This window comes from Exiguobacterium sp. H66 (assembly GCF_018618705.1).
Classification (GTDB): Bacteria; Bacillota; Bacilli; order Exiguobacteriales; family Exiguobacteriaceae; genus Exiguobacterium_A; species Exiguobacterium_A oxidotolerans.
This window is the reverse complement of record NZ_JACSMQ010000003.1, coordinates 21036-41813: the sequence shown is the minus strand read 5'-3', so window position 1 is coordinate 41813 and position 20778 is coordinate 21036. Positions and strand designations below refer to the sequence as shown.

At 43.7% G+C, this 20778-nt stretch carries 25 protein-coding genes; 13 read left to right on the top strand and 12 right to left on the bottom strand.

The genetic code is table 11. The features are described from left to right. Positions 1-29 precede the first annotated feature (29 nt). From cls to KNP88_RS06225, 5 genes are all read right to left on the bottom strand, one after another. Complete coding sequence (gene cls / locus KNP88_RS06245) at positions 30-1493, bottom strand: cardiolipin synthase (protein WP_214892902.1); 1464 nt, start codon at positions 1491-1493, stop codon at positions 30-32. Between the two features lie 111 nt (positions 1494-1604). Further along, positions 1605-3011 carry a protoporphyrinogen oxidase gene (hemG, locus tag KNP88_RS06240; RefSeq protein WP_214892901.1) on the bottom strand — a complete coding sequence of 469 codons (1407 nt, stop codon included), beginning with the start codon at positions 3009-3011 and terminating at the stop codon, positions 1605-1607. Beyond that, positions 3001-3933, bottom strand: coding sequence for a ferrochelatase (hemH, locus tag KNP88_RS06235; protein ID WP_029332825.1), 933 nt, complete (start codon positions 3931-3933; stop codon positions 3001-3003). The genes hemG and hemH overlap by 11 nt, the downstream gene beginning before the upstream one ends. Beyond that, a complete protein-coding gene (gene hemE, locus KNP88_RS06230) occupies positions 3930-4976 on the bottom strand; it encodes a uroporphyrinogen decarboxylase (RefSeq protein WP_029332824.1) in 1047 nt (348 codons plus the stop codon). The genes hemH and hemE overlap by 4 nt, the downstream gene beginning before the upstream one ends. 143 nt (positions 4977-5119) lie before the next feature. Beyond that, positions 5120-5422, bottom strand: a complete 303-nt coding sequence (locus KNP88_RS06225) for a MerR family transcriptional regulator (RefSeq protein WP_088836463.1) — start codon at positions 5420-5422, stop codon at positions 5120-5122. Between the two features lie 117 nt (positions 5423-5539). On the opposite strand from KNP88_RS06225, the gene KNP88_RS06220 reads away from it, so the two are divergent. After that, positions 5540-6835: an ammonium transporter gene (locus KNP88_RS06220; protein WP_214765535.1), complete on the top strand. Its 1296-nt coding sequence runs from the start codon at positions 5540-5542 to the stop codon at positions 6833-6835. Positions 6836-6932: 97 nt separating this feature from the next. Here KNP88_RS06220 and KNP88_RS06215 read toward each other — a convergent pair whose 3' ends face one another. Together KNP88_RS06215 and KNP88_RS06210 are read right to left on the bottom strand one after the other, a co-directional pair. After that, positions 6933-8069, bottom strand: a complete 1137-nt coding sequence (locus KNP88_RS06215; protein WP_214892899.1) for an ABC transporter permease — start codon at positions 8067-8069, stop codon at positions 6933-6935. Beyond that, positions 8066-8800: an ABC transporter ATP-binding protein gene (locus KNP88_RS06210; protein WP_088836461.1), complete on the bottom strand. Its 735-nt coding sequence runs from the start codon at positions 8798-8800 to the stop codon at positions 8066-8068. Before KNP88_RS06210 ends, KNP88_RS06215 begins: the two co-directional genes overlap by 4 nt. Positions 8801-9138: 338 nt before the next feature. Here KNP88_RS06210 and KNP88_RS06205 point away from each other — a divergent pair, with 338 nt between their 5' ends. Genes KNP88_RS06205 through KNP88_RS06185 form a run of 5 tightly spaced genes read left to right on the top strand, consistent with a single transcriptional unit; the run spans position 9139 to position 10574 of the window. After that, positions 9139-9387, top strand: coding sequence for a GlsB/YeaQ/YmgE family stress response membrane protein (locus tag KNP88_RS06205; protein ID WP_088836460.1), 249 nt, complete (start codon positions 9139-9141; stop codon positions 9385-9387). Positions 9388-9431: 44 nt separating this feature from the next. Further along, complete coding sequence (locus KNP88_RS06200) at positions 9432-9683, top strand: GlsB/YeaQ/YmgE family stress response membrane protein (RefSeq protein WP_214769857.1); 252 nt, start codon at positions 9432-9434, stop codon at positions 9681-9683. A 42-nt stretch (positions 9684-9725) separates the two neighbouring features. Beyond that, on the top strand, positions 9726-9977 hold the full coding sequence (locus KNP88_RS06195) for a GlsB/YeaQ/YmgE family stress response membrane protein (protein WP_088836458.1): 252 nt from the start codon (positions 9726-9728) through the stop codon (positions 9975-9977). Between the two features lie 42 nt (positions 9978-10019). Beyond that, on the top strand, positions 10020-10271 hold the full coding sequence (locus KNP88_RS06190) for a GlsB/YeaQ/YmgE family stress response membrane protein (protein ID WP_088836457.1): 252 nt from the start codon (positions 10020-10022) through the stop codon (positions 10269-10271). A gap of 51 nt (positions 10272-10322) precedes the next feature. Then, complete coding sequence (locus tag KNP88_RS06185; protein ID WP_029332817.1) at positions 10323-10574, top strand: GlsB/YeaQ/YmgE family stress response membrane protein; 252 nt, start codon at positions 10323-10325, stop codon at positions 10572-10574. Positions 10575-10639: 65 nt separating this feature from the next. Here the strand turns inward: KNP88_RS06185 and KNP88_RS06180 are convergent, their stop codons facing one another. Further along, entirely contained in the window at positions 10640-11704 is a 1065-nt protein-coding gene (locus KNP88_RS06180; protein ID WP_214892896.1) for a TcaA second domain-containing protein, read from the bottom strand. Between the two features lie 114 nt (positions 11705-11818). On the opposite strand from KNP88_RS06180, the gene KNP88_RS06175 reads away from it, so the two are divergent. The 4 genes from KNP88_RS06175 (at position 11819) to KNP88_RS06160 (ending at position 14545) form a co-directional block, all read left to right on the top strand. Next, positions 11819-12244 carry an HIT family protein gene (locus tag KNP88_RS06175; RefSeq protein ID WP_029332815.1) on the top strand — a complete coding sequence of 142 codons (426 nt, stop codon included), beginning with the start codon at positions 11819-11821 and terminating at the stop codon, positions 12242-12244. Between the two features lie 127 nt (positions 12245-12371). Next, complete coding sequence (locus KNP88_RS06170) at positions 12372-12713, top strand: hypothetical protein (RefSeq protein ID WP_029332814.1); 342 nt, start codon at positions 12372-12374, stop codon at positions 12711-12713. 84 nt (positions 12714-12797) lie between these two features. After that, a complete protein-coding gene (locus KNP88_RS06165) occupies positions 12798-13367 on the top strand; it encodes an HTH-type transcriptional regulator Hpr (protein WP_029332813.1) in 570 nt (189 codons plus the stop codon). A gap of 263 nt (positions 13368-13630) precedes the next feature. Further along, the gene (locus KNP88_RS06160) at positions 13631-14545 is read left to right on the top strand and encodes a peptidylprolyl isomerase (protein WP_214807438.1); all 915 of its coding nucleotides are present in this window, start codon (positions 13631-13633) and stop codon (positions 14543-14545) included. Between the two features lie 162 nt (positions 14546-14707). On the opposite strand, the gene namA is transcribed toward KNP88_RS06160, so the two are convergent. Next, positions 14708-15730: an NADPH dehydrogenase NamA gene (gene namA / locus KNP88_RS06155; RefSeq protein ID WP_214892893.1), complete on the bottom strand. Its 1023-nt coding sequence runs from the start codon at positions 15728-15730 to the stop codon at positions 14708-14710. 22 nt (positions 15731-15752) lie between these two features. After that, a complete protein-coding gene (locus tag KNP88_RS06150) occupies positions 15753-16673 on the bottom strand; it encodes an HD domain-containing protein (RefSeq protein WP_029332810.1) in 921 nt (306 codons plus the stop codon). Positions 16674-16776: 103 nt separating this feature from the next. Between KNP88_RS06150 and KNP88_RS06145 the strand changes: the two genes are divergently transcribed. The 3 genes from KNP88_RS06145 (at position 16777) to KNP88_RS06135 (ending at position 19105) form a co-directional block, all read left to right on the top strand. Beyond that, positions 16777-17682: a magnesium transporter CorA family protein gene (locus KNP88_RS06145; protein ID WP_214892890.1), complete on the top strand. Its 906-nt coding sequence runs from the start codon at positions 16777-16779 to the stop codon at positions 17680-17682. A 65-nt stretch (positions 17683-17747) separates the two neighbouring features. Next, on the top strand, positions 17748-18827 hold the full coding sequence (gene dinB / locus KNP88_RS06140) for a DNA polymerase IV (RefSeq protein WP_251137149.1): 1080 nt from the start codon (positions 17748-17750) through the stop codon (positions 18825-18827). A 56-nt stretch (positions 18828-18883) separates the two neighbouring features. Further along, complete coding sequence (locus tag KNP88_RS06135; RefSeq protein WP_029332805.1) at positions 18884-19105, top strand: YhzD family protein; 222 nt, start codon at positions 18884-18886, stop codon at positions 19103-19105. A 135-nt stretch (positions 19106-19240) separates the two neighbouring features. On the opposite strand, the gene KNP88_RS06130 is transcribed toward KNP88_RS06135, so the two are convergent. Further along, positions 19241-19618, bottom strand: coding sequence for a YlbF/YmcA family competence regulator (locus KNP88_RS06130; protein WP_029332804.1), 378 nt, complete (start codon positions 19616-19618; stop codon positions 19241-19243). 20 nt (positions 19619-19638) lie between these two features. Further along, complete coding sequence (locus KNP88_RS06125; protein ID WP_214892883.1) at positions 19639-20775, bottom strand: DUF445 domain-containing protein; 1137 nt, start codon at positions 20773-20775, stop codon at positions 19639-19641. Positions 20776-20778 lie beyond the last annotated feature (3 nt).

Here is a 20778-nt window from a genome sequence, read left to right as displayed (position 1 = left end):
ACCAAAGTCATAGCGTTGCTTTTTCTTCCTTACAAAATCGGAGACAACAATCTAGAAATGCTCTCTTTAAATTTAATCAGCCTCGACCGTTCTGCATATATTTCAGCAGTTAACAACTTTGATACTTCACAATCAGCGAGAAATAATTGTTCTAATTCGAGCGCAGTCGCTCGATCATATACAATCGAGTTCATTTCAAAGTTCAATCGAAAACTCCGGGCATCAATGTTCGTCGTTCCGACCGAAGCAATCTCACCATCCACTACAATTGTCTTTGCATGAAGAAACCCTGGTTCGTACGTATAGATTTTCGCTCCATAGGCAATCAGTTCTCCCGCTGCGGCTGTCGTCGCCCAGTAAACGAATGGGTGATCCGGTTTATTCGGAATCATGATTCGAACATCGACACCAGACAATAGCGCCATCTTACACGCATCCATGTAACTGGCATCTGGTATGAAATAAGGCGACTGAATCATTACTGATTTCTTAGCGAGCGAAATCATTTTAATCAATACATTTTTTAAATGTTCTGTCTCAGAATTTGGTCCGGATGTGACAATTTGCATGGGTAACGGCTGATTGATTTCGTGAGATCCATAATAAAAGAGCGTTTTATCCGTGTAGATGTCATTCGCTTGATTCCAATCCAAAATAAATCGATCCAATTGATCGTGAACGACCTCACCTTCTAGCCGAAAATGTGTATCACGCCAATAGCCGAATTTCTCATCAATTCCAAAATACTCCGTTCCGACATTAAAGCCTCCGATGTAACCAATCTGCCCATCGACGATACAAGACTTACGATGATTCCGGTTGTTCATTCGAAAATTAATGACTCCAAACGTCGGTGGAAAAAACGCAAACACTTCTCCACCATGATGAAGTAAGTCTTTAAAATCTTGTCGTTTCAAATCACGAGAGCCTACTGCATCATACAATAAACGGACTTTGATTCCTTGACGCGCCATCTTCGTCAATGCGTCAATCAATGCTAAGCCAAGGGAATCTTTTTGGATGATGTAATACTGGATATTGATTTCATGTTTGGCATTCATGATGTCTGTCATCATTCGATTAAATTTTTGTTCACCATCTGATAGAATCGTCACTTCATTTTTCAGGCTGAGTAATGACCCGTTTGATTTCAGATTCATTTGAATCAATTGATTGTATCGTTCGATCAACGGATATGTCCGTCGAAGGTCACCCAAATGGTTCAATTCTGTAATCTGTAGCTCGACACGTCGTGACTGTTCCAACCGCTCCTCTTCTTTAACATGATAAAAATCCTTTTTCTTGAGTAGGCGTCCAAAAAATAAATAAATTAAAAATCCAACGATCGGAATGAAATAGAGAACGAGCATCCAGGCCCATGTCGCACCAATATCACGCCGTTCCAAGAAGATGACCGTCAACACTGCAAGTAAATTCATGATTCCCAGTCCAAACAGTAAGACAACTGTAAACGTGCTAAGTACATCCATCATATCCATCCCTCCTCTCCTTTCTATTCCCCAGCATCCATTCTTTAGTCCCTCTGCCGTTCATCAAAAAACATGCCTGAAATTCAGTAGTAACTGAATTTCAGGCATGTTAGTTTAAACGTTCGATTGTTCGTGTCCGTGCTGTATAGCGATTTCTTCGACCATCGTTTTCGCACTGGCAACACAATCCGGTAAACCGACGCCATCATAAGCCAATCCCGCTAAATACACACCAGGATACTTACTCATGACTTCGTCACGGACAATTTGAATCCGTCCTGCATGACCAACCGTATAAGCTGGTAAACCATCAACTAACCGGCTGATGATGACTTGTTTCGGTGCAAGCGTTTGACCACAAATTTGTTCCAAATCTTTTAATACTGTTTCCTTGATGACATCATCCGTCTCATGAACGAGCGCATCATTACCTGGCCGACCGACAAAAGCGCGTAAAACCGTATGATTCGGTGCAGAATGACTCCACTTTTGATCGATCGCCGTACATGCCGTAATCGAATACGGGGCACGTCGATTGACGACAAAACCCGTACCTTCAATGGGTAATGTCGCTTGTTCATCGAAAATCAGCGTAACTGTCGCCGTTGAATGCGTCTTCAACTGCTCAAGTTCCCGTAAATCCGCATCCGGAAGTAAACTGACGACTTGTGGATGAGGAATCGTCAAGAGAACATAATCTGCATACTCAGGACCGTGATCTGTTTTTAAGCGATAACGTTCATTTTCACGCGCAACTTCGAGTAAAGGCGTTTCCAGACGAATTTCAGTCCGTTCAAGCACTTCTTCTAAACGTTCGACTAGCGATTCAAGCCCCGTTGAAAGTGACAGGAACTGTCCTGTCGTTGGTTTCGTTTGCCCTTGAACTTGAGCAGTCGGACGCATCAAACGCATCCCTTCGAATAACGATCCCGCTTTTTGTTCATTCGCAACGAACTGCGGATATGTCGCGAACGTACTCATTTGATCAATATTCCCTGCATAAATTCCAGACAATAACGGTTCAATCAACTTCTCGACCAGCGCATCCCCGAGGCGAGGACGCAAGTAACTACCGAGCGGAATATCTTCTTCAGGAATCGTCAATTGATCAGAAGGATGAAGCAACAATCGCGCAACCTCCGCTTTTTCCGAATCTGTCAGCAACGTCGTCTCTGAAAATAAATTTAAATCAGTCGGGATTCCCATCACAGACCCTTTCGGAATCGGATGGAGACCACCTGGATCTAAAATGAATGCTTGCGATGTGTTGTTCCGAACCAACTTGTCACCTAGACCAACGGCTTCAATTAAATCGGTCAAGATGTGCTTTCGTGCGACATAGGAATCTGGACCGCGCTCAATCATAAAGCCGTCTTCTCGATAGGTCGCGACTTTACCACCAAGTCGCTCACCTGCTTCTAGGACGGTGATATTTAAATCAGGAAATAAACGTTCTGCGAAATAGGCAGCGGCAAGACCAGTAATACCACCGCCGACGATAACGAGACGTTTACTTGACATAGCTACCAACTTGTTTTGCGACGGCTTCCGTGACTGCCTCCATGAAAGCCGGCTCCGCGTTTGGCATACCTGGTCGAGCATAGTGGATACCGAGTTCGTCACATACGACTTTACATTCGTAATCATTATCAAACAAAACTTCTAGATGGTCAGCGACGAATCCGACTGGTACGTATACGAATGCTTCATACCCTTCTGCTTCATAAACATCACGCGTTAAATCTTGAACGTCTGGCCCGAGCCAAGGTTCAGGTGTTTGTCCTGCCGATTGCCATCCCGTGATCATATGTTTGACACCAGCACGTTTTGCAATCAACTCTGCCGTTTCTTTCAATTGATCCGGATACGGGTCACCGTTCGCAATGATTTTCTCAGGAAGACTATGCGCTGACACGACAAGGACCGCTTTTTCTTCCGGTACAGGCAGTGCATCGAATGTTTGACGAATCGCTTGTCCCCACCAGTTGATGAATGCTTCTTCTTGGTACCATGATTCGACGGAAGCAAGCTGAATTCCGTGTTTGTCCGCGACTTCTTTTGCTCGTCCATTGTATGAACGAATGCTGAATGTCGAATAGTGTGGTGCTAAAACAACCGTCACTGCTTCCGTGATGCCGTCTTTTGCCATTTGCTCGACCGCATCTTCGACGAACGGTTCGATGTGCTTGAGACCTAGATAGAGTTTGAACTCAATTTCGCCCGCATATTTTGCTGACAATTGACGATGTAATTCTTCCGCCTGGTCAATCGTGACTTGTGCAAGTGGCGAGACACCGCCGATTGCTTCATAACGCTCCGTCAGTTCAGCGAGTGCTTCAGGTGACGGTTTACGCCCACGACGGATGTGCGTGTAATACCGTTCGATATCTTCCGGTTTATACGGTGTTCCGTATGCCATTACGAGTAATCCAAGTGTTTTCATTTTGCTACCTCCATTTTTTCTTTCGAATAATCATGGATAAATGCAGTCAAGCGTTTTAAGACTTCTGGGTCGACTTCCGGGAAGATTCCATGTCCTAAATTAAAGATGAATCCAGGACGTTTCATTCCCATGTCAAGAATCTCTGTTGCTTTCGCTTCTAAGATTTCCCATGGTGCAAGTAAATAAGAGGGATCAAGGTTTCCTTGCAACGTTTTTGTCAACCCACGTTCGCGTGCTTCGTCGATCGATAGACGCCAATCAAGTCCAACGACGTCGAGCGGTAAATCATGCCACTCTTCTGCTAAGTGACTTGCACCGACACCAAACATAATCATCGGAACGCCTGTTTCTTTTAATTCCGTGAAAATCCGTTCCATTGTCGGTTTGATGTAGAGGACATAATCTTTCTGACTTGTCGTTCCGACCCATGAATCAAAAATCTGAAACGCTTGAATGCCCGCATCAACTTGAGCTTTAATGTAGTCAATCACCATGTCTCCGAGTTTCTCCATTAATGCATGCCATACATCCGGATGTCCATACATCAATGCTTTCGTTTTATGGTAGCCTTTTGAAGGTCCACCTTCAATCATATAGCTCGCAAGTGTAAACGGTGCGCCTGAAAACCCAATCAATGGTACTTCTAATCGTTCCCGTAATAACTTGATGGTCTCGAAGATATATGGAATATCTTCTTTTTTAAACGGTTGTAGCGCCTGTACATCTTCCATCGTTCGAATCGGATTCGCGATGACCGGACCGATGCCACTTTTAATTTCAACATCAACACCCATAGATGGTAATGGCGTCATGATGTCTTTGTACAGAATCGCTGCGTCAACACCAAGTTGTTTAACCGGCAATTCAGTGACGTATGCGCATAGTTCTGGATCATGTGTGATTTCGAACAGCGTACGCGTCTTTTTAATTTCACGATATTCCGCTTGATAACGACCTGCTTGTCGCATGTACCAGACAGGTACGTGGCCCACTTGTTCGCCACGGACCGCCCGTAAAAACGTATCATTGAAGTTTTTCATCATAACTACCCCTTTATACTCTTACTAACGCCCCAAAATAACGTACGATAAGTTTGTGAACACAAAAACATTATATCTGAAATGAAGAAGTCTGTGCCAATAAATCGGTTACAAAATTACAGTTCCTTATCCAGTTCATTAAATGTTCACCGTTTCTTGTAAAGACCAAACGCAGCATTCAATTGTCCCCGAATTAAATCAGTTCGTTGCTGCTCCGTTACTTTCCGCTCTTTTTCACGGATTTCATGCGTCCGCCAACCATCTTCGATTTTTTCTGCAACTTCAACTAGCCGTTCAATATCTGTAAATGAATATTTTCGTGTTTTCCCGTTCGTACGCTCCGGGAAAATAAGTTTCCGCTCTTCATAGTAACGAATCTGACGTTCCGATAACCCTGTCAATTCACAGACAATCCCGATCGACATCACTTTCTTTTCACGGTAACTCATCTTCGTCACTCCTTTTGATAAAAATACCATGTCAGATTTTCTGACACAAGTCGTTCCTTAAAAACAATTTCCGTTTAAAGTAAACACATACTTTAAATTGATAAAGGAGGAACGACGATGAATCTTGAAGAAATGATCATTTCAGTTGATACGTTTTATGTCTTATTCGCTACGCTACTCGTCTTTACGATGCAAATCGGTTTCCTATTACTTGAGACGGGAATGTTACGCGCCAAAAATGCAGGGCACGTCGCCGTCAAACAGCTCATTAGTTTTTCCGTCGCCGCGTTAGCTTTTTGGGCGATTGGGTTTGGACTGACGTTCGGAGACGGACCTGGTCTAATCGGAACGGAAGGATTCTTCTTACAAGGAGGGTTCTCAAGTCTCGACTGGTCAAATGTTACAATCGATGTTAAGTTCCTCTTCCAACTCTCATTCGTCGCTGTTTCCTTAGCGATTGCCTGGGGCGGGTTTGCTGAACGAGCTAAACTATCTGTTTATCTGCTGTTCGGAACATTCTTCGTCGCCATCATTTATCCAATCATCGCTCGCTCTGTTTGGGCAGGTGGTTTCCTCGGTTCACTCGGTATGCAAGACTTCGCCGGTTCGACCGTCGTCCACTTACAAGGTGGAATCGCCGCTCTCGTCGCCGCGTTAATTTTGAAAAAGCGGATTGGCGCTGAAAAAACGCCGCTCCTTGGTCACAACGTCATCTATTCTGTCGTCGGCGCCTTCATTCTTTGGTTATGCTGGTTCGGCTTCAACGCTGGATCGACCTTGACGATTGCCGACGGGTTCTTCAGTTATGTCGCCTTGACGACGTTACTTGCGACAGCTGCCGGCGCACTCGGCGCACTCGCTATTTCTTTCTGGCATCGTCGCGTGGCAGACATTCCTTCGATCATCAACGGCGTACTCGCAGCACTCGTCGCGATTACTGCAGCCTGTGCATTCGTTGAACCGTGGGGTGCAGTTGTAATTGGTTTCCTCGCAGGTATCATCACGTACGGAACAAGCATTTTACTCGCGCGCCGTGTCGATGATCCATTATGCGCCTTCTCTGTTCACGGTGTCGCCGGGATTTGGGGAACACTTGCTACCGGGTTCTTCGCCTCACCGCGTCTCGTTGAAATCACAGGGATTGGACAAGCTGGTTTATTCTACGGGGGTGGCTTTAGTCAACTCGGTGTCCAAGCACTCGGTGTTGTCTTCGCTGTCATCGTCGTCAGTGTCTTAAGTTATGCTTTCCTCAAACTCCTCGATGTAACGATCGGCCTTCGGATAACGCGAGAAGATGAACTCCGCGGACTTGATGTCGCTGAACACGGACAAGCTTCATATGACCTCCCCGCTCCAATCAGTAAAGAACTAAAAGCAACGTATGATGCTGAAACTTCTGAAAAAGTGAATTAACCTCTCGTTTTCTTAAACAAGAAACTAACCCCCGATTTCTCGTACCTACTTAGGAACGAGAAATCGGGGGTTAGTCTGTCATACATTACATTACATTTCATTTTCTGAGATACATTTCACTAACGGCAATGGCGATGATTGCCCCAACCAAGACGATAGGTTGCCCGTTCATTAATATAGCGATTAATGCTAATGCGATAATCTGAAGGATTGACGCGACCCGGATGACTTTTTTACGAGATCTATTCGCATCTCCAAAAGGCAACAAGCGCGTTAACAAATGCGAATCGATTGCACGTGTAAATGGCGCCAATTGAAAACTCGTCAAACCACTGAAGGCAGGAATTGCAAACGTGACAAGCCACGGATTATCTTTTCCGAGCCAGATGAAGACTGCTCCAATCAATGTGAGCCGAACAATCAATCCAATTCCGTCTGTGCTACGAATGAGTTGCTTCATGTAAAGGTAGTCGAACGTTTGTTTTTTATCAAATTGAATTTTTTCGACGAGTTGGCTTAAGATACGGCGTTGTTTATACGTCTTCGATAAGCGTGGAACATCAACGAACCAGTTCGCAATCCGGTAGAAACGATCACGCGACTCCTGCTCGATTGCAATCCATTCCATCAGCGGTAACTGCTGATATTTTTTTAAGTGCAGCGTGACGAGCAGTAAGCTCGTAATCACTATACTGAAAAACGGCATATCAATCATCACTAAAATCCCTGCGCCCACTGCATACAGAACGACAAGCCGGTGCGGAATCGCTTCTAGTTTCGATAGGTTCGCGCTCGCACCAATCATCGCGAGAGCGAAAAATAATACGATCATCTCAAGCGGACTCGTTGATTCCGTTCTTACATAAAGGACAGCGATTGCTAAAAACGGAATGACAACTCGAACCATTCCTAAAAAAGCATTGTACAGTCGGACCCGCTTCATATAAGAACTAAGTTGCGGCAAGTTCGGCAATAAAAATACTTGGTCAGCCTCGACTAAGAACGTTCGTGCCGTCCGATAAAAGGCGATGATAATGAATAAACCGCCCATCAGCAGATTTCCAGGAAAGTCGCCATTGATTTGATTCAGAAACCGCCCATAGACGACGAGAGCATATAATACGACGAAGTAGACCGTAAATAACAACCCACCGTTCGCCATGTACTTCGTGTACTTGGTCATTTCCGACATCGCAGCTTGATAGCGTTCTCGCCATAAGGTAGCACTCGTCATCCTTCTGCCTCCTCAATGGCAGCTACATAAATGTCATCAAGCGAACTATCCGTTAAATCAAAACGTTTCCGCAATTCCTCGGTCGTCCCCTCTGCTGCGATATGTCCATCGTGAAGGAGAATAAATCGATTACAATGCCGCTCCGCAGTCTCTAAAATATGTGTGGACATTAAAATACCTTTTCCATCGGTTTTTAATTCACTAAAAATATTCAACAATTCCCGGATCGCTAGTGGATCGAGACCAACAAACGGTTCGTCAACAATCAATAACTCACTGCCTGTGATTAAAGCACAGAGAATCATCGCCTTTTGTTTCATTCCTTTAGAAAATACACTTGGAAACCATTCCAGCTGTTTCGTCATCCGCAATCGCTCTGTGTAATGTTCGATTCGTTCTTGTGCTGTTTTCTCATCGACATCATACCCTTGCGCCATTAAGCGAAGGTGCTCTCGAAGAGTCAACTGTTCGTATAACATCGGCTGTTCCGGGATGTATGCCACTTGTTTCCGGTACGTTTGTTCATCAGCTGACAGACTGACACCGTTAATCAAGATTTCACCTGACTTAATGGGTAACAATCCTAATATGTGCTTAATCGTCGTCGATTTCCCGGCACCATTCAATCCAATCAGTCCAACTAACTCCCCTTGCTTTACTGCTATATCAATATGATGCAACACTGTTTTCGATCCATATCCACCTGAAAGATCTTTAATTTCTAATAACAAATCTAGCCACTCCTCTCATTAACTATCCTAGACAATTCATCCTTGTTTTTCTACTGTTGATGATTTTTTTTAAAAGAAAAGGTTTCAATACATCTTATTACGGCAATTACTCTAAGTGTAATCGTTACATCAATATATGAAAAACGATTTACAAAAATTGAAAGTGTATGTTACATCAAACGTTTTATAGAGAAGTAACTGGTCTAATCGTCTAGCTATCTTATCTACTTGTATTGTTTTACTTCTCATCAAAAATTACGTTTATGAGTCATTCATTTTCAAAGTGTTTATAACAACCTGAAAACAGGTAAATCTAAGTATGAAAAGGAGTGTTTCAAATGGGATTCTTATGGGCTTTAATCGTTGGTGGACTAATCGGTTGGGTAGCAAGTTTAATCATCGGGAAAGACGTTCCTGGTGGCATCATCGGTAACATCATCGCTGGTTTCATCGGCGCAATCATCGGACAGTCAATCTTCGGTTCAATGGGACCTGATCTTGCCGGGTTCGCAATCATTCCAGCAATCTTAGGTGCAATCATCTTAATCTTCATCGTGTCATTGATTCTTCGTGCCATTCGCAAGTAATCATTATCATCGAATAACAATTTAAATTAGAGGAGTGTTTTTAAATGGGATTTTTATGGGCTTTAATCGTCGGCGGTTTAATTGGTTGGGTAGCGAGCTTAATCATCGGGAAAGACGTACCGGGCGGCATCATCGGTAACATCGTCGCAGGTTTCATCGGTTCAATGATCGGACAAGCCATCTTCGGGGACATGGGACCTGACCTTGGTGGATTCGCGATCATTCCTGCAATCATCGGTGCAATCATCTTAATCTTCATCGTATCGTTGATTCTTCGTTCAGTAAACAAAAAATAAGTAACAGTAACTACAACTACTAATTCAGAGGAGTGTATTTTAATGGGATTCTTATGGGCTTTAATCGTCGGCGGTTTAATTGGTTGGGTAGCGAGTTTAATTATCGGGAAAGACGTTCCTGGCGGCATCATCGGTAACATCGTCGCTGGTTTCATCGGTTCAATGATCGGACAAGCCATCTTCGGAGACATGGGACCTGACATCGGCGGTTTCGCAGTTATTCCTGCAATCATCGGTGCAATCATCTTAATCTTCATCGTATCGTTGATTCTTCGTTCAGTAAACAAAAAATAAGTAACAGTAACTACAACTACTAATTCAGAGGAGTGTATTTTAATGGGATTCTTATGGGCTTTAATCGTCGGCGGTTTAATTGGTTGGGTAGCGAGTTTAATTATCGGGAAAGACGTTCCTGGCGGCATCATCGGTAACATCGTCGCTGGTTTCATCGGTTCAATGATCGGACAAGCAATTTTCGGAGACATGGGACCTTCTATCGGCGGTTTCGCAGTCATTCCTGCCATCATTGGTGCAATCATCTTAATCTTCATCGTATCACTCGTTCTTCGTTCAGTTCGTAAACGGTAATAAAAACTAATTACTTGAGACCTTATTCAAACTAAAAAAGGAGTGTTTTAAATGGGATTCTTATGGGCTTTAATCGTCGGTGGTATCATTGGTTGGTTGGCAAGTCTTATTCTTGGTAAAGACGTTCCCGGTGGTATCATCGGTAACATCATCGCAGGTTTCGTCGGGGCCATGATCGGTCAAGCTCTCTTAGGTGACTGGGGACCAGTTATCGGAGGATTTGCGATTATTCCAGCATTACTCGGAGCAATCATCTTGATTCTAATCGTTTCGTTCATTCTTCGTGCAGTGAACAAAAAATAATAAATGAAAGCACCGGTAACAGACTCGAAGTTCTCAAAGTCGTTACCAGTGCTTTTTTTGTACCATCAGCGCAATTCTAACCACATTTTATCCGAACGCTCGATTACTCTTTTTTCTGACCGTAAGTTAAGCCACCCTAGTATATCTTCAAAGAAGCTTGTCGGGTACTCCCAGACGGTCCCGATCGATTCATTACTTTTCGATTCCGGTTTACCGGCGACTGCTTCAAGCTCAGACGGTGTCTTATTTAAATCAATCATGATGCTTTTTACATCATTGTTTGCATACGTCACTTCAAAACCGTCGTACACTGCACGATTTGCTACATTTGATGCGGGAGGACCAAATTCTTTTTCAACAGAAGAACGGTTCTCATCCAAATAAGCTGTCATCGCGTCGATCGACTTGCCTGTTCTTGCCTCGACTTCAGTTTCTAACAATTTTTCGATGTCTAATCCATACTGCTCCGTGACGTCTGGTTTGATTTGCTTCGCTAACTTAAACGTTACTTCCGTTGTTTTTTCGTCTCCCAGTTGAACGGTTTGACGGTCTCGTCCTGTCTTACCATTGGCTTCGACACTTGCAAGTACATCGTACTCACCCGGAAAACGTTTGATTTTCAACGGCTCATCCTCCTGGACGCCTACTTCTTCATCATCTATGAAGACGGTCGTCTCTGGTACATCACTCGTTACTTGAAGTAGCTGTTTATTTAGATGAAGCACATATTCGTCATACCAAAAGCGCCCTGCTGTTTTTTTTAGCTCGAACAAATCCTGTTCATTTTTCTCTGCTGTAGGTTCAGGGTAGTTTTGCTGATCGGCTCTAATCTCCGCCGCTGCTCGGCTGAGACGTCCATCCTCTGCCTGAAACCATTTCATCAAACGAGTTGCTTCCGCAATCGATACGACCTGATCATCTTCATAGACGAGTTTTTGGAACGCAGCCCGGTCCTGATCGTTCACGGCTTTCACAAAAACAGCTTCTGTACGCTCTCGCTCAGCAGCCGGCTTGATTTGGCTTACGTACCCCCAGACTCCCCCTGCAACTAAGAGGAGAACGATTCCGATGATGAGCAAACGCTGATTTCGTTTTTTCCTTCGTTCATGTAACGTCATACGAGACGGCATCGTGAGTTCCCTACTTTCTTTAATCTTGTGTATCTAAGTGTAAAAACGTTTGATTACGTTGTCAATCACACTTAAGATGGAGATAATTCTATTTTTATAAAAGGAGTAATCCCTATGCAAAAAGATAACTGTATTTTCTGCAAAATTGCTAAGCACGAAGTACCTAGCCATAAAGTCTTTGAAAATGATGAGGTTCTTGCATTCCTCGATCTTTCTCAAGTTACAAAAGGTCATACATTAGTCATTCCAAAACAACATGCAGATCACGTATACGATTTATCCGTCGAAGATGCTCAATCAGTCTTTGCCGTTGTTCCGGAAATTAGTCGTGCCTTACAAAAGGAAACACAAGCTGCTGGCATCAACATTCTATCGAACACGGGCAAGGTCGCTGGACAGTCCGTATCACACTTTCATATTCATTTAATCCCACGGCATGATAAACATGATGGTTTTGGCGCAAAATGGGAAGTTCATAATGAAGACTACACGGCTGAAGAGCTTGCCATTTTAGCAAATTCAATCTCGACTCACCTGTAAAAAGACCTTCGAATGCATTATTCCATACACCCTTTTTTAGAAATATTGTCAAAATAGGTTTCCAATATCGGATTTTCGGTAAAATAATATGAAACAAATATTTTAATATTAAAGAAGGAGGTAAACTATGTCGAAGCGTCCCCAACGTAACTGGGTCGCTTTTGGTGCTACGCTGTCGCTTGTGACTTTTTACGGTTTGAAGGCGCTTCGCCAAGGTACTAAAAGTGACTCTTCGAATGGTAAACAACGTCGAAATTCTTATTCTACAATCGTAACGAACGTGCAGGATTTAACACAGGAGGGCAAGAACTTAATAGAGACAGCTAAAATTTCCGGTACAACCTTCAAAGATGAAGTTACGAAAGATGTCTCTGTGTATCAAGCCGAGATTCAAGAATCCATTTCGCGTATCCAAGAATTAGCTGATGAGGCGAAACAAGATGCGGATCACCTCTCTCCTCAAAAGTAAGGTCCATTGCTTCGATTTGTTTTTTGTATAGTTTGCATTTTGCGTTTTTTAGCCATCGTCACCTTTCGAAAGGATGAGTCAGATATGGAACATGAAAAATTATATCCTGGACAAGAAGCACTGTTATACAGTCATAAAATTGTCCAGCTGAGCAAAGCACTATGGAAAACGGTAGAAAAAGATTGGCAAAATTGGATTAAGCCCTTTGATTTAAACATCAATGAGCATCATATCCTCTGGATTTCACATGCTTTAGGTGGTGCTTCGATTTCTGAGATCGCGAAGTACGGTGTCATGCACGTTTCAACGGCGTTTAACTTCTCTAAAAAATTAGAAGACCGTGGTCTGTTGACATTCTCGAAGAAAGAGACGGATAAACGAAATACGTACGTTCAACTCACACCAGCCGGCGAAACGTTATTACTTGAAACCATTCAAGCGTTCCGTCCGGAAGAGAACGGTGTCTTCCGTGCCTCACTCCCGCTTCAAGAATTATACGGGAAGTTTCCTGAGCTGACGGACATCTCTGCGATCGTTCGTCGTTTATACGGAGACAGCTTCATGGATATCTTCGCTGAAACGTCGAAAATGATTACAGAAGAAGCTGATCGTCGCCCGCAAGACCCTGTCATCGATTCAATCAAAAAGGCATAACTCGATGCTTTTAAAAATCAGGCGTTCTAGCCTCTGCCTAGAGCGCTTTTTGTCTGTTTTGTGGAGTGACGGTCACATTACTAGTCTGTGTCAAAGACAGAATTCCCATCACAATTTCCCATAAAAATAGTCGACGCTGTTGATGATGAATGTGATAGCATAGAAAAGAGCAAACATCTTTTGAAAAGGTGTGCAGCTGTCAACCTAGCCAGGATATGATATGATAGAACGGTTGAAATAAATGGTAAATTAGGGGTGTATGTATGAAGAAGAAATTTTTAAGTGCAGCAGCAGTCGCAAGTGTTTTCACACTAGCAGCGTGTGGGTCAAATGATGAAGCCGTCATCAACTATAAAGGTGGCGAAGTGAACAAGGCTGATGTCCAAGAAGAGGCCTATGAAAAAGCGGGTGCACAAATCGCTTTCCAACAAACAATGAACGAGCTTCTTGAAAAAGAATATGGCAAAAAAGTAACGGATAAAGAAGTAGAGGCAGAAGTCAAAAAAACAAAAGACCAATTCCCGGATGAAGAGCAATTCAACTCTACATTGGAAACAGCCGGTATTAAAAGTGAAAAAGAATTCGAAAAAGTTCTTCGCACACAAATGCTCTTAACAGAAGCAAAATCTGCAAAATCTAAAGTAACAGATAAAGAAATTGAAGAACGTTTCGATCAAGAAAAAGTTGAAGTAAAAGCAAGCCATATTCTTGTCGAAAAAGAATCAGAAGCAAAAGCAATCAAAAAAGAGTTAGATGACGGTGGAGACTTCGCAAAAATCGCTAAGGAGAAATCGACAGATACAGGTAGCGCTACGAAAGGTGGAGACCTCGGTTACTTCACAAAAGGTAAAATGGTCGAGGAATTCGAAACGTATGCCTTCAAAGATGGCGTTGAAGGTAAAATCTCTGATCCAATCAAAACACAATTCGGTTACCACATCATCAAGGTAACGGATCGTAAAGAGAAAAAAGATTTCACACTTGAAAAAGAAAAAGACCGGATCAAAAAAGAACTTGCTGAAGAAAAAGCAGCACAAGTCAATCCGAACGATATCTACCGTGCATTGATGAAAGAGTACGATGTCAAAGTCGAAAATAAAGACTTTAAAGACGCATTTGATCTCGATAAACAAGAACAAGAACAAATGCAGCAACAAATGATGCAACAACAGCAGTAATCAAAAAACGCCGATGATTCCGTTTTCTATACGGAGTCATCGGCGTTTTCTATACATATTTTCTGAACACGGCGGCCAAGTGCGTAGATGAAGCAACTCCCCCGCCTGAAAAAAAGCGCATGTGCGAAAGCGTGATTCTTTTTTAAGTCCATTCTTTTTTGATCAACGAATGGGCGCACGTTCGTATTGCTTCGGAAGGATGACCTCATCATGGAGTTCTGCCGCTGCATGATGAACCCAGTACGGTTGCCGTAAGAGTTCACGTGCGAGTAATACGACATCAGCACGTTGACTCCGTAAAATCTCTTCTGCCATCGTTGCTGTCGTAATTAATCCAACTGCCCCTGTCTTGATTCCTGTCGCTTGCTTGAGCTCTGCAGCATAGGGAACTTGATAACCAGGGTATACTTCCGGAACTGCATTTGCGACAACTGCCCCTGAACTACAATCCAGTAAGTCGATTCCCCGCTCAAGCAATGCTTCAGCAAGTGGAATATAGTCGGTCGCTGTCATCCCACCCGGTGCGTGATCAGCTGCTGAAATCCGGACCCAGAGTGAGATATCCGATTTTGCTTGGATGCCTTCGATGATTTCAAGTAAGAAACGCATCCGGTTTTCAAGCGATCCGCCATACTGATCGTTTCGCTCATTTGATAACGGTGATAAAAATGTATTGATTAGATAGCCATGTGCCCCATGTAATTCAATGAAATCGTACCCTGCTTGTTCAACGCGTAATGCTGCATCGATAAATTGTTGCTGAATTTTTTTAATGTCTTCTATAGATAACTCGGCTGGACTTCCATATGAATCATCAAAGGCAATTGGACTCGGTGCGACAGGCGGACGTGCTGTCGTACTTTTCCGTCCCGCATGTGCTAGTTGTACGCCAGCTTTCGCCCCTGCTGCTTGTACTTGCTCCGCAATCCGTCGTAAGCCTTCAATTTGCGAATCTGACCAAATTCCTAAATCGCCTGCTGAAATCCGTCCGTCAGGTGTCACAGCTGTCGCTTCTAACATGACACCTCCGACACCCCCTACTGCGCGGGACGCGTAATGTGTCACGTGCCAATCCGTCACCTTACCGTCTTCTTTCGCGCTATACATACACATCGGTGCCATGATGACACGATTACGAAACGTCACATTCCCAATTTCGATTGCTTCGAATAATTTTGCCTTCATTTTATTCTCCCCCTACCGCTGATTATAATTTTGGTCGATAAAACGAACGGTTGTCGAGTGCAAACGAACGTTCAGAGAATTGTCCTGGTTCCACGTATTCAAGAAGACGATCCATCATCGTCATTCGTGCATCCAAGTTATCAATTAAAAATAACACTTCTGCTTCGCGCATTTGAGGTGCTACTGCCGATCCCCACTCAGGACGACCGTGATGACTGAGCACTAGATGTTGTAAGACCGTCAACACTTCAGCATCAATCTCGAGTTCTGCTCCGACTTTTTCAAGTTCTGCGACCATTAATGAAATATGACCGACAAGTTTTCCAGGAAGCGTATACTCTGGCGTGACAGGATCTGATAACTCTTTTATTTTTGCATAATCATGTAACACGACACCTGCTACGAGTAGATCGCGATTCAATGTCGGATAGAGCTTCGCGATTTGATCGGCAAGCTTCAGCATCGACAGTACGTGGTACGATAACCCTGAATAGAACGCATGGTGGTTCTTAACAGCCGCCGGATGCGTAAAGTAGGCATTAAAGTTTTTAGTGACAAGGTGTTTGACGATTTTTTTCATATCCGCTTGTTGAATCGATTCGATGTACTGGAGTACTTCTGTTTCGATTTGTTCCCGCGGGAGCGGTGCTGCCTGAATGTACTCTTCAACATTGGTCTCATCGAGTACCGTAATTTGTTTTAGTTTCAACTGTGTCCGGCCGCGATAATCCATCACTTCACCTGCCGCATGGACGATGAACTTAGGTGCATACTTTTCGACATCACTCGTATCCCACATCTTCGTCTCAATTTCACCTGTCTTATCTGCTAAAATCAATGTGAGATATGGTTTTCCGTTCGCCGCGATGCCTTTCATCGACTGCTTAATCATCACACGTTGATCAAGCATTTCTCCAACTGCCAGTTGTCCAATACCTTTCATTTCACAACACGTCCTTTATTTTAGAAGTTAATCGTATCTTTAATATTTTTCATTATGCTTACTGCAATTCACTTATTTATTCTACTATATGGGAGCCTTGAACATGAAATTCGATTCGCACTTTAACTGGTACCGCTACATGACTGTATCAGAATACGACCAACAACTAAATAACGAAGAGACCGTCAGTCCCTCAAAAATTGAGTGGGTTCGTCAGCTTCGTACAAAAGATGTCAACTTTACCCGAGCAGAACTCGGTGTCTTATACGGTTCAATCGTGACTTGGCAAAATCCTGACGACAAAAGCGACCGTCGCTTCATCTGCTATTACATCACGCCTACTGAACTCATCACGATCGGACTCTCTGAACATATTATGTCACTGACTGCACCGTTTGACTCAAAAACAGCTTTTGATGCCTTTTATGCGATTCTTTCGTTACAAATGAATACGTACTTTTCAGGCATCGATGACTTTGAAACGGAACTCTTTTCTCGACAAGATGAACTCCGGGGCAACATCAATGAGAATTCACTCGATAGCATCTTTGCCTTACGCGATACAATTGAGAACTGGTCCGACTTAATCGTCCCTTTTCAAGAATTGATTCTCGCAGGCCAAGAAGCCTTCGTTGCAGTCACTGATTTTGAACAACATCTTCCGTTTCGCCTTGCCAAACGACGTGTCGAGCGTTTATTGATGTTGATTGAACACTATCAAAAAGATATTGAGGTTCTGCTCGATTTATCGACGACCGTCTCGAACTTTAGAGGAAATGAAATCATGAAGGCCCTGACGATCTTCACGGCTGTCGCGACCCCGATGATGGCCCTCGGCGCGATTTGGGGCATGAACTTCAAGAACATGCCCGAACTCGACTGGAAATATGGTTACGCAGGTGCACTTACCCTCATCTTGATTACGACTGGCGGAATCTTTTATTGGATGAAATGGCGTGGATGGCTTGGTGCGCTCGTTCGCATGCCTAAAAAACGAACAAAAAAATAGATGTAGGAACATAAGTTCGTTATACTTATTTTATCATACTTACTTTCAGGAAGGAGCTGACTTTGATGGGACGAAAAATCATTCATATCGATATGGACGCTTTTTACGCTTCTGTCGAACAACGCGATCGTCCTCACTTAAAGGGTGTTCCTGTCATCGTCGGTGGCCCTCCTCATGCACGTGGAGTCGTCGCGACTTGTTCCTATGAAGCACGGAAGTACGGTGTCCACAGCGCGATGCCATCTCGTCGTGCCTTTCAGCTCTGTCCGCGTGCCGTCTTCATCCGTCCCCGATTCGACGTGTATCGTGCAGTTAGTGCGCAAATCATGGAACTGTTTCTTGAAGTCACACCGCTTGTCGAACCATTATCACTCGATGAAGCGTACCTCGATGTGACGGAGAATAATTTAAATATGACGAGTGCGACCCACATCGCAGAGTATATCCTTGCTGAAATCAAACGCCGGACGGACTTGACGGCATCCGCTGGTGTCTCGAATTCGAAGCTCGTCGCAAAGATTGCTTCCGGTTATCAAAAACCGAACGGCTTAACCGTTCTCCCACCTGAGGAGGTACTTCCCTTTTTGTCTTCTTTACAAATCGGTGACTTGCATGGTGTTGGGAAAGTCACCGAGCAGACGCTTCGAAAACATGGATTTGAGACCGTCGCTGATATCCAACAGTCACCGGTCGAAGAACTCCGCGGATTACTCGGTCGGGACCGTGGAACAGAATTGTATACGATGGCCCACGGTGAAGACGAACGTTTAGTCCGTCCCCACCGTGAGCGCAAATCGATTGGATCTGAAACGACCTTCGAAGAAGATACGGAAGATATTGATACGATTTTCGAAACCTTAAAGCGAGAGGCCCAATCTGTCGTCCGTAGTCTGCAACAAAAAGAACTCGTTTGTCGGACGGTCACCGTTAAGTGGAAAACAGAGACATTCCAATCACGTTCAAAACGTTTCACCTTTCTCGAAGAGACGAACGACGAAGATCGGTTACTCACGGTAACGACAAAATTATTTAATGAAATCGAATTCACGGGTCCGATTCGTTTAATCGGAATGAGTGTCAGTCATCTTGAAGCACCACCAAAGTCGAGACAATTAACATGGCAAGATATTGACTCCTACTTGTAAAATGAATGACTATTCAGTACACTTGAATTAGTTATTTTACTAAAGGAGGAAGAGACATGCTCTATACACTTACTGTATTCGCGGACCGTGGAGAAACTTTACTTGATGATACGTTTGAATCCCCTAACGATTCAGATGCAAGGGAGGAAGGGATCCGTCGTCTCAAAGAAGGACAGTTCGAACATAAAGGCGCCCGCGTCACGCGTGCCGGTAAATTGATTCATTTCGAACGTGCTTATTTACCTAAAATTGTGCCTGTTGCGGGCAGTTCAACATAAGTTCTTCTTACAATCAGAATCATCTATGTACAAATTAAGAGAAACGCGACGAAAAAGAAAGAATCTTCTATTGTCTAATGCCACTTTGTCTACACACCGAGAGCCCCGGACATTGTCCGAGGCTCTGTTTACATCTTATTGCACGTCGTCTTGATTTTGCTCCATCATTGGCGCATAAAGTTCTTCGAGCGGCTTCATGATGATTTGAGTAACTTCCGTCAACATCGTATGCATCCGTTGTTCTTCTTGCATCAATTGACTGATGAGTGGATTGTTTTGAACTTCCAACATTTTTGCTTGAGCTGAAGCCATATCGTCAGGTGTGATTTCTTCACCTTCCATTTGCTTTTGTTGAAGCTCAAGTTGAACGTTACGGAATGAAGCAAACAGTTCATTCGATGCTGGATCAGCGTTCACTTGTGTGTATAAATCTTGTAATGTTGTGTACTCCGGAGTTTCTCGCAGTGCACGTTCGAGCGTATAGGCGTGGTCATACAAATTTGTTTCAGACATATTAAAACCCTCCAATTTAGTTAAGCAATCACGATGATTGCTTGTATCATCCCAATTAAACCACCTAACAGTCCTCCAAGCCAAGTGATAGCCCGGAATTCCTTCCGAGAAATCGATAAGACGATTTCTTCGAGATACTGTGTATCAAGTAGGTCGACCTCATCACGCACAATCGATTCGACGTCGAGTGTCGTCATGATTCGTTCTGCGTGTTTCACCGCTTGGTCAATCAACCGGTCGACAATCACCGGAACGAACTCGGTCCGCACTTTCTCATCAAACCGGCCGAGATAATGGTGTAAAGGCTTTTCCAACGTTTCTGTTAGTGGGATCCGGTTGATGATTTCCGATTTGACGCGTTCGATGACTTGTTTCTCTAACTCTTCATCAAGGAGTGTATGAATCGGACGTTCCATCACGTGTTCGATTTCTTTCTCGACCATTTCAGTAATGAACTGACGCGTCGACTCTCCTTGTAATACCCGTTTGATTTCAGGTTGAATCATCTCCACCAAATTGATATTCGCAAGTAACATCCCGAACATTCCGCCTCCAAGTTTTCCTTGGATGAATCCGGCGGCCGTCTCCTCTAATTTCATCTTCCCTTCTGGACTATCAAAATAAACATCCGTTTGTTTTAACAATGCATCTACGACGTCAGGGATTGCTTCCTTGACTTTTAAGACTCCGCCTTCGCCGATGACTTCTTGAATCGTTGAGTTTTTCAGATGAATCACGCCGTCCATCAATTCATGTTCAAGCGTCTGTTCGATTTTTTTTCGCAATTGTTCTTCCGGTTGATTGACGAAGCGGCCGATCACTTCTCGAATCGTGACGGTTGAGTGTACCCATTTCATCAGTTCGGTCGTGACAAGATTTGTAACGGCCTCGTGCATCGCAGGTTGTCGAAGGCGTTTCCCGATTCCTTCAGGGGTCACTAAATGCTTGACAACGGTCCGTCCGAGATTGGCTGCTAGTTCATCGCGCCGTTTCGGAATTAGACCTGGTGTAAAAGGAATCCGGTACTTTCCGATATATTTTGCTTCTAGCGGTCGAAATAACATACGAATCGCAAGATGGTTCGTGACTGCACCGATTGTTGCACCTAATACAATCATTCCGATGATTTTTAAGATGGTCATGAATTCGATTTGCATAGC